The organism is Povalibacter sp. (assembly GCF_036735925.1).
Classification (GTDB): domain Bacteria; phylum Pseudomonadota; class Gammaproteobacteria; order Steroidobacterales; family Steroidobacteraceae; genus Steroidobacter.
Genome location: NZ_DAINNK010000133.1, coordinates 1 through 8,229, shown reverse-complemented (window position 1 = coordinate 8,229; position 8,229 = coordinate 1). Strand labels below are relative to the sequence as shown.

The window sequence follows — 8,229 nt, the reverse complement described above, 5'->3', positions numbered from 1 at the left end:
GATCGTTGCCTTCATTCTTGTGCCGCCCAGGGCTTGTTGGGAAAGCTCACAGGAACCCATCCACCGGAACGGAAGCGCCCGGCGGGGGCGTCTATGCTCTGCTCTGCGATATCTGACTTGCTCCTATTCACATTGAAGCTCAACGCCGTGTGCAAGCCGCGAGCAAAAGCGCTTCGCCAAGTCGGGCGTCCGCAGGTGCCCACGATTCCGTGGAAGTCCAACAGTTAGTTCAGGGTGTCCATCAAACGGAAGGAAGCGTCGCGTCGGCCCTAGCGCTTTGCTGGCGCTTCTTGGGCTCTCACGGCTGTTTCCTACGAAGCCAGTGCGGGACAACCAGAAAGGTAACCAGGCACACGGCTACCGATCCAATAATCACAACCGGTGCGACCCAAGCCGGTAACCCACCGAAAAGCTCCAAGACTCTCGACGCTGCTAGGCGACCTATGACTACACCGAGCAACGCACCAACGACACCCCATAACGCTACGTTAAGGCTGAGTCGTTTCTGTCCAGCTGAGTCTGCCGCCACAATTGCTCCTTCTTGAAGTGTGAACGCCATTGCTCAGGCGCGTGCGTCCTCGCACGTCGCCTGCAGAAATTTGTTCGGCTGGTCCTCACTGAAGCGACCTGAGTGTCTTGCTGAAGGCTGGCAGCCCGAGTTCCCTCGCCTTGTTACTGAACTCTGATTCGTTCAACGGGCCTACCACGACAGCGCCCGGATCGGAGTGCGGCTGGTCGTTATTGCTGTCGATGAAAAAGTAGTTTGTGACGTTCTTGTTGCCATCGGGATGCTGCTTCGCCACCACGTACCGTCCATCCCACCCAACCGCGAACACCGTCTCATCGATTCTCCCAACTGAGGTCCCTTCGCCGAGATCATAGCCAAGGCGTGGCGTACTGGGATCGTCGATCCAGATGAGAATATACGGGCCGCCGCGCCACTCGATCCCAGAGTTCCAAAGACCACACGCCCCCATGTAAAGGCACAGTGATGCCAGTACCAGACGTGCGACAGTCATTGCCTGCTCTTTGAAGCCCAACGTTTGACATGAGAAGCGCTTGGAGGCCGTAGGCCGGAAAGCGTCCTCTCGATGGAAGGGTTGGACGCCACTCCTAGCCTGAGAAGCATGTGCTTCATGTCAGATTGATCTTCGCAACACGAACTGCGTGTCTTCCACCTTCAAACGCAGCAGTTAGAAATGCATTGACGATATCTATAGCGGTTCCTGTCCCAACGACTCTCGCTCCAATGCAAAGCACATTAGCGTCATTGTGTTGACGAGCCATCTTTGCGCTTAGAGGCTCGCTGCATACGACTGCCCGTACCGCGGTATGCCGATTCGCTGCTATGGACATACCTACGCCAGTGCCGCAAACCAATATTGCACGTTCAATCTCTCTACCTTCAACGGCTTGCGCCACTGCATGCGCGAAGTCGGGGTAGTCGCACGAATCGCTTGTGCTGGTGCCGAAGTCGCGCACTATGACTCCCTGCTTGTCGAGTTCTTTCGCTAACGCGAGCTTGAGTTCCAGGCCCGCGTGATCGGAAGCTATGCCAATTTGCTTTGTCATGATCGGGTTCTCGCGGGAATGAGCCTATCCGCACCGCATTGAGTGGCGTCTAACCAATTATCGACCGCCCAAGTGCAGCATTCGCCCGCCGCAGGCACGATTCCTTCTCTCCGTTTCATTTCCATTTCCCTGAGCTGCGCTCGTTCTTGCGTCATGCGGTCAGGAGATGGGCCGCACGTCTTTGTCGTGCGTCTGAAGATAGTCCCCGCTGTCGGCGAACGTCAACGCGGGCCGATGCGCCGATGGCTTTTGAAAGTCGCCGGGCGTCGCGGCACCGACGTCTCGGTGTCAGCGGCTGAATCGTTGCAGCTCGGCGATGACCGCCGACCACGCGTCACTCAACGGATCGATCAGCGCGAAGTGGCCACAGTCTTCGAGGACGCGCAGTGTGGTTGCCGGATGCGCGGCGACATAGGCGCGGGACACGGCGATCGGCACGACGAGATCTTCGATGCCGTGAATGATCGTCGCGGATGCGTTGATGTCCGGTTGTCGCGCGGGGTCCAGATCAGGCCGCGTTGCCGCACTCGTGCCGAGGAAGGCGCGTGCGGCGCCGTCGTCCAGATCGAGTTGTTCGACGAGTTGCAGATCCGCAGCGGGCGCGAGTGCGACGACGCCGGCGATGGCTGCAGATGCCTGTGCCACGGCGGCGTACAGACACAGATGTCCGCCGGCGGAATGTCCGAGCAGCACGACTCGTCCGTCCTGATGCTTCACGAGTGGGGGAATGCCCGCGACGGCGGCGCGAACGTCGCTTGCGGTGACATCCGGCTGGCCGCGAATGCGTTGGTATTCGATGGTCGCGACCGTCCAGCCGGCATCTGCCAGCGCGGCACACATCGGCGCAGTGTGCGTGCGGTCGTACTCGGGCCGCCAGAAGCCGCCGTGGATCATGATGAGCAGTGGACGGGCGCGTGCCGTGTCCGGTCCCTGCCAGAGATCGGCGATGTTCTCCGGCTGTGCGCCATAGGCGATGGTGCGATCGGGAGCGCGCGCGGTGCGGCTCAGAACGGAACGGTCTTCCTGGAATGCTGCGGTCACGGGACCCTGCGATTGCGGCGCTCGCGTCGATGAGTTGTCGACGCGGCCATACTACGATTGGCGTGGGTTGCCGGCCAGCGCCAGGGTGTCGCCCGAAAGACCCTCTCCGAACGCTGGCGTCAGGCTGCTACAGTTTGCGGTACCTGCTGCCCGTCCCATACATAGAACAAGAACATGCGCAAACCGCTGCTTCGCACGCTCGTCTGGTTGTCGATCCTGCTCGCCGGGGTCGCGTTGACCCGGCTCGCGAATTCCGCACTGGTCGTGCTCGGTGGACTGTGCATCGTGGTCGCGCCGCTGTTTCTCATCCGCGCGGTGCTGGCGACGTTCGGCAAGGCGCGGCTGCTGGCCGGGCGAGGTCTCATTACGCGCTGGCAGGTGAGTGCGCAGGAATGGGAGCGCTTCCGCGCATTCGATCGCGAACGCGCCAGCCAGGATGCGGTGCTGACGAACGAGTTCACGTTCCGGCCTGAGGCGGGCGAGCAGGGCGTCGAAGTCATCGTCGGGCGACGTCACGTCATCGTCGACGGTTCCTATCATGTGCTGCGTCCGCGCGGCATTCCCGAACTGCGCGGCGCCCGCTGGCTGCGCAGCGCCACCGACGTGGACTGTCTCGAATTCGCCATCGCGTATCCGAAGAAGTACGGCACCACCCGGCTGTGCCTGCGCATTCCGGTCGCTGCGAATGCGCGCGATGAAGCACGTCGTGCGCTGCTTCATTTCGAGAGCATCGTGCCGCGACGGCAGGAGGCGCTGGCCTATCGCAAGCCGATGGCGGTCGTTGTCGGCGGGTTGATCGTCAGCGGGCTGTGCCTGGTCGTACTGGTCGCGGGGGTCGTGCTGCGCTGGCAGCAGGTGCCCGTCGGGGCAATGCTCGTCGGCATCGGCGTGATGGGCGGGCTGTTCTCGCTGATCTTCACCGCCATCATCGCGTTGGCGACGCAGCCTTGGCGTAGGCGGTAGCTGTCGTTCATGCGGCCCACTCCCTGACCCTTTCCCCTCGCTGGGGGATTCCGGTCCGCTTCCGATTCCCTCCTTCCCGCTGTGCGGAGGAGGGAACCGGAGCGGTCGCCCGAAAGTCGGCTTGCTTCTGTCGCTGGCCGGCTCAGTATTGGGGGCCGGTCGCATCGATGGAGCGACGGTATGCCTCGCGAACGTCCCACCCGGCTGTTCGTCAGCTACAGCCACAACGACGAGAAGTATCTCGACGAGCTGCGCAAGTACCTCGAAGTCGAGCGGCGCCTCGACCTGTGGTCGGATGAACGGATCGAAGCCGGCGAGGACTGGCGCGAACAGATCCGCGATGCGCTGGCGCGCGCCGATGCCGCGATCCTGCTGGTGAGCCAGGATTTCCTCAGTTCGGAGTTCATCCGCAATCACGAGCTGCCGTCGTTGCTGGAGTCGGTGCGCCGGAAGAAGCTGCGCCTGTTCCTGATTCCCGTCGGCGCCAGCACCTGGCGCTCGGCCGTCATCGAGCGATTCCAGTGGGTTCACGATCCGGCGCAGCCGTTGCGCACCATGCGGCCCGCGCAACGCGAACGGGCGCTGGTCGACATCAACCAGAAGATCACCGAGGCGCTGCTGGCGAAAGCCTCGGGCGCCGCTCACGGTCTCGAAACGCTGTGCGTCACCAGCGAAGGCATCGAGCAGGCCCTGCGCGAAGCCCTGCCCGCGCAATACGAACTGCGGCGCGAAGTGGCGCGCGGACAGAATGCGACGGTCTTCGAAGCCTACGATCAACTGCTCGGGCGCACCGTCGCCATCAAGGCCTTCGAGAAGGCGGAGCTGTCGGAGAACTCGGCGCTGTACGAATTCCACGTGCGCAGCACCGCGGGTCTCAAGCATCGCAACATCTGCAGCGTCTACTCCGTGCAGATGCAGCGTCTGCCGAACTACGTGGTGACCGAGTTCATCGCCGGCGAATCGCTGGCTGCGGTCCTGCAGCGCATCGGCCGTTGTCCGCTCGAGCAGGCGCTCGACTATTTCAGCAAGATCGGCGACGCACTCCAGTACGCGCATGACCGCGACCTGCTGCACAACCGCCTGCGGCCGGCGCATGTGATCATCGATCCGGGCGACAACCCGGTGATTTCCGGTTTTCACGCGACCCTGAGCGCGCCGAGCGTGCGCGCCGACGATCCGACCACGCTCGAAGACCAGCGCTACATGGCGCCGGAAACGCGCGAGGGCCAGCCGGTCGGACGTGCAGCGGACCAGTACCTGCTGGGACTGATGCTGTATGAAATGCTGGCGGGCAAGCCGTTCATCGCTGCGAAGAACTGGGGTGAGCTGGCGGCGCAACTGGCGCGCATCGACCATCCGCGCGGCCTCGACGACGACTGCAACTGCGCCGGCGAACTCGGCGGCGTGCTGGAGCGCATGCTGGCGAAGGATCCGGCGCAGCGTTATCCATCGATCTCCATGGCCGTGGCGGATGCGTGGTCGATTTCCGGCTCACGACTGAACCGCCGCATGCGTGGCGACATCGCGCAGAAGCAGGCGGAACTGGCGCGGTCGAGCTACAAGCGCTGCCTGCAGCGCGCGGACCTGTACGAAAACATCTACCGCTCGTTCTTCTGCGCCTGTCCGCAGGCCGGCCCGCTGTTCGAGAAAACGGATCTGTCGCGCCAGTACCAGATGCTGCATCACGCGATCGTGCTCATGCTCGCATTCCATGCGAACCCGACGAACAGCGAGCCGACGATCCTGTCGCGCGTCGCCCTGCGTCACAAGCAGCTCGGCGTGCAGATTCCCGCGTCGTGGTTCGATGCGTTCTCGACGGCGATCGCCGGGTCGGTGGCGCAGGCCGATCCGGAATTCAACGACGAATCCCGCGAGGCGTGGGTGGCCGTGCTCGACGGCGGCACGAAGTACATGCGGTCGTTCCAGGAACCGGCGGTGGCGACGAGGGCGGCAGTGGCTTGAGAGGAAGACCCCCACCCTGACCCTCCCCCGCTTCGCGGAGGAGGGAATCGGAGTCCCCTCCTCCGCGAAGCGGGGGAGGGCTAGGGTGGGGGCGTGCGAAGATGCGCGCATGTCTTCCCACGAGTCCAATCGCATCGACGCCGGCCCGTTCGGCGAATGGCTCACGCAGATGCGCGCCTCGCTGCGCGGCGATGGCGGCACCGTCGTGCCCTGCGGCGACTGTCGCGGCTGTTGTGTGTCTTCTTATTACATACCGATCCGCCCGCAGGACGTCGGGGCGCGCGAGCGCATTCCCGATCAGTACCTGATCGCCGCGGCCGGCCAGCCGCCGGGACATCTCATGATGAAGTACCGCGAGGACGGTACCTGTCCCATGCTCAGTCAGGGCAATTGCTCGATCTACGAACATCGCCCGCAGACGTGCCGCGATTACGACTGCCGCATCTTCGCCGCGGCCGGTATCGCCGCCGCAGGGGCCGACAAGCCGGTCATCAATCGTCGCGTGAGCGAGTGGCGGTTTCGCTATGACTCCGAGGCGGATCGCCGGGCGCATGCGGCCGTCACTGCCGCGGCAACGTTCATCCGGCAGCAGCGCGAAGCCTTCCCCGGCGGCCGCTCGCCCACTGCGCCGACCGGCATTGCGGTGCTCGCCATCAAGGTCTATTCCTTGTTCCTCGATCCGGCGATCGCACGACTCAAGCCGGCCGATGTTGCCCGAGCCATCATCGCCGAGAGCCGCAGATTCGACGCGGGTGAGGCACAATGACGACCGCACGCAACGAGCGGGAATCGACCATGAAACGCCGACACGCAGGGTTCGCCGCATGGCTGGTACTGAGCCCGGTACTGGCTGCCGGCGCGGACGCGACTTCGTTCCAGCTGCCGGCGGCCGAAAGCGCCACCGTGGAAAAGCTCGCCTGCCGCAGCCGGCATGACGTCGGCGTCGAGACCATCGACGCGCGTGCCTATCGGGGCGACCACGTCTCCGCCGAGGTGCGTTGCAGTTCGCACGGCGTGTTCATGGGATCTCCCATGCACTACATCGTGCAATGCGCGCGTTCGCTCGGGCAGTGGGACTGCCACGGAGAATGGAACGAGATCCTGGTGAAGGTCGACGAGGGCGAAATTCCGGTCCGCGTCGAAGGCCAGATTCCGCTCGGTGTGTCGTATCAGACGATCCACGGGATCGCATCGTCCGGCAACTTCCAGGGCTATCCGCTGCGCGAGGCGCTGGCGCCGCCGTGCTATCTCAACCGCGGTTCCGCGCAGGAGTTCGTCGACGTGAAGTGCGATGGCTGGCACATCGTGGTGTCGATGTGGTGCCCGCAGTCGGATTGCCCGCGCGTGTTCTCGATGACGAAACTGGGGACCTAGCACATGTCGGTCACGATCCGTCGCGCCACGCCCGATGACATTCCGCAGCTCGCGCGGCTCGGCGCCGTCACGTTCGTCGAAACTTTCGGTCATCTCTACAAGCCGCAGGACCTGCAGACCTTCCTCACGAGTTCGCGCTCCGAGGCGCGCTACGCAAAGATGCTCGCCGATGCGAAGACCGGCATCTGGCTTGCCGGCGCGGAATCGCAGCCGCCGGTCGGCTACGCCGTGGTCGGCCGCTGCAAACTGCCGGTGGAGAATCTGGAATCGACGGCCGGCGAACTGCAGGAACTCTACGTCCTTTCCGGTCATCGCGGCCTGGAGCTGGGATCACGCCTGCTGAACGTCGCGTTCCGATGGCTGGACGAGCAGGGCTTCGCACCGGTCTACATCGGCGTGTGGTCCGAGAACGAAGGCGCGCAGCGGCTGTACGGACGCTACGGTTTCATGAAAGTCGGCGAGTATGGATTTCCGGTCGGCGATCATGTGGATCGCGAGTACATATTGAAGCGGGGATGACGCCGCGATCATGACGGAGCATCCGCCGCGCATCGTCTCCGTGGATTCGCCGCAGCAGGTCGCGCAGGCGCTGCGCTCGCAGCAAAGGAGCATCGTGGTGTTTGCCGGCTACTCCGGCATGGGCTACGAGGACGAGGCCGCGATGCGCGCGCAGGTGCAGGCCGTGCTGGCGAAGTTCGATCCGCGACGTACGACGGTTTCCAGCGGTGCGACGGCGGCAGGCATCGGCGCCGTCTACGAACTGGCGAAACGCCTGGGGTTCACGACGGTCGGCATCGTGTCGAGTCTGGCGCAGAACGAGAACGAGCCGCTCGCGAATGATGTCGATCAGGTTTTCCATGTGAAGGACGACCAGTGGGGCGGCTATCTGCCGGGCACGACGACGCTGTCGCCGACCTCGCAGGCCATCGTGTCCTCGGGCGACGTGTTCATCGGCATCGGCGGCGGCAACGCGGCGCGCGACGAACTGCTGGAGGCGAAGCGGCTGAACAAGCCGGTGACGTTCATTCCCGCGGACATGAATCATCGGGTTGCACGCGAGAAGGCGGCAGCGAAAGGCGAGCCGGCACCGACCGATTTTCGCGGTGCGGCGCATCTGGCGCTGCATCAAGCGCTCAATGATTGAGATGAGGTTGCATCGAGCGTCCCTTCCTCCGCGCAGCGGGGGAAGGACAGGGGTTTCTGTAGGTCAGGCTTCAGCCTGACTCTGAAAGCGGCCGGCTGAAAGCCGGCCCCACAGTGACAGCCCCCTCCCTAACCCTCCCCCGCTGCGCGGAGGAGGGGATCAGAGTTCTTCTG

The 8,229-nt window shown here is 63.9% G+C and carries 9 protein-coding genes; 6 read left to right on the top strand and 3 right to left on the bottom strand.

Going from position 1 to position 8,229, the window contains the following annotated elements; all coding sequences use genetic code 11:
- Positions 1-614 precede the first annotated feature (614 nt).
- The 3 genes from V7D81_RS22485 to V7D81_RS22475 all read right to left on the bottom strand — a co-directional run bounded on the left by V7D81_RS22485 (position 615) and on the right by V7D81_RS22475 (position 2,613).
- Positions 615-1,019, bottom strand: coding sequence for a hypothetical protein (locus V7D81_RS22485; RefSeq protein ID WP_324320537.1), 405 nt, complete (start codon positions 1,017-1,019; stop codon positions 615-617).
- Positions 1,020-1,134: 115 nt separating this feature from the next.
- Positions 1,135-1,572, bottom strand: coding sequence for a ribose 5-phosphate isomerase B (gene rpiB / locus V7D81_RS22480; protein WP_324320535.1), 438 nt, complete (start codon positions 1,570-1,572; stop codon positions 1,135-1,137).
- 288 nt (positions 1,573-1,860) lie between these two features.
- A complete protein-coding gene (locus V7D81_RS22475; protein ID WP_324320533.1) occupies positions 1,861-2,613 on the bottom strand; it encodes an alpha/beta hydrolase in 753 nt (250 codons plus the stop codon).
- A 174-nt stretch (positions 2,614-2,787) separates the two neighbouring features.
- Here V7D81_RS22475 and V7D81_RS22470 point away from each other — a divergent pair, with 174 nt between their 5' ends.
- The 6 genes from V7D81_RS22470 to V7D81_RS22445 all read left to right on the top strand — a co-directional run bounded on the left by V7D81_RS22470 (position 2,788) and on the right by V7D81_RS22445 (position 8,056).
- On the top strand, positions 2,788-3,576 hold the full coding sequence (locus V7D81_RS22470) for a hypothetical protein (protein ID WP_324320532.1): 789 nt from the start codon (positions 2,788-2,790) through the stop codon (positions 3,574-3,576).
- A 180-nt stretch (positions 3,577-3,756) separates the two neighbouring features.
- The gene (locus V7D81_RS22465) at positions 3,757-5,538 is read left to right on the top strand and encodes a protein kinase domain-containing protein (RefSeq protein ID WP_324320530.1); all 1,782 of its coding nucleotides are present in this window, start codon (positions 3,757-3,759) and stop codon (positions 5,536-5,538) included.
- A 109-nt stretch (positions 5,539-5,647) separates the two neighbouring features.
- Positions 5,648-6,304, top strand: coding sequence for a YkgJ family cysteine cluster protein (locus V7D81_RS22460; RefSeq protein WP_324320528.1), 657 nt, complete (start codon positions 5,648-5,650; stop codon positions 6,302-6,304).
- A gap of 29 nt (positions 6,305-6,333) precedes the next feature.
- Entirely contained in the window at positions 6,334-6,912 is a 579-nt protein-coding gene (locus V7D81_RS22455) for a hypothetical protein (RefSeq protein WP_324320526.1), read from the top strand.
- Positions 6,913-6,915: 3 nt separating this feature from the next.
- Positions 6,916-7,431, top strand: a complete 516-nt coding sequence (locus tag V7D81_RS22450) for an N-acetyltransferase (protein WP_324320524.1) — start codon at positions 6,916-6,918, stop codon at positions 7,429-7,431.
- 10 nt (positions 7,432-7,441) lie between these two features.
- Complete coding sequence (locus V7D81_RS22445; protein ID WP_324320522.1) at positions 7,442-8,056, top strand: hypothetical protein; 615 nt, start codon at positions 7,442-7,444, stop codon at positions 8,054-8,056.
- Positions 8,057-8,229 lie beyond the last annotated feature (173 nt).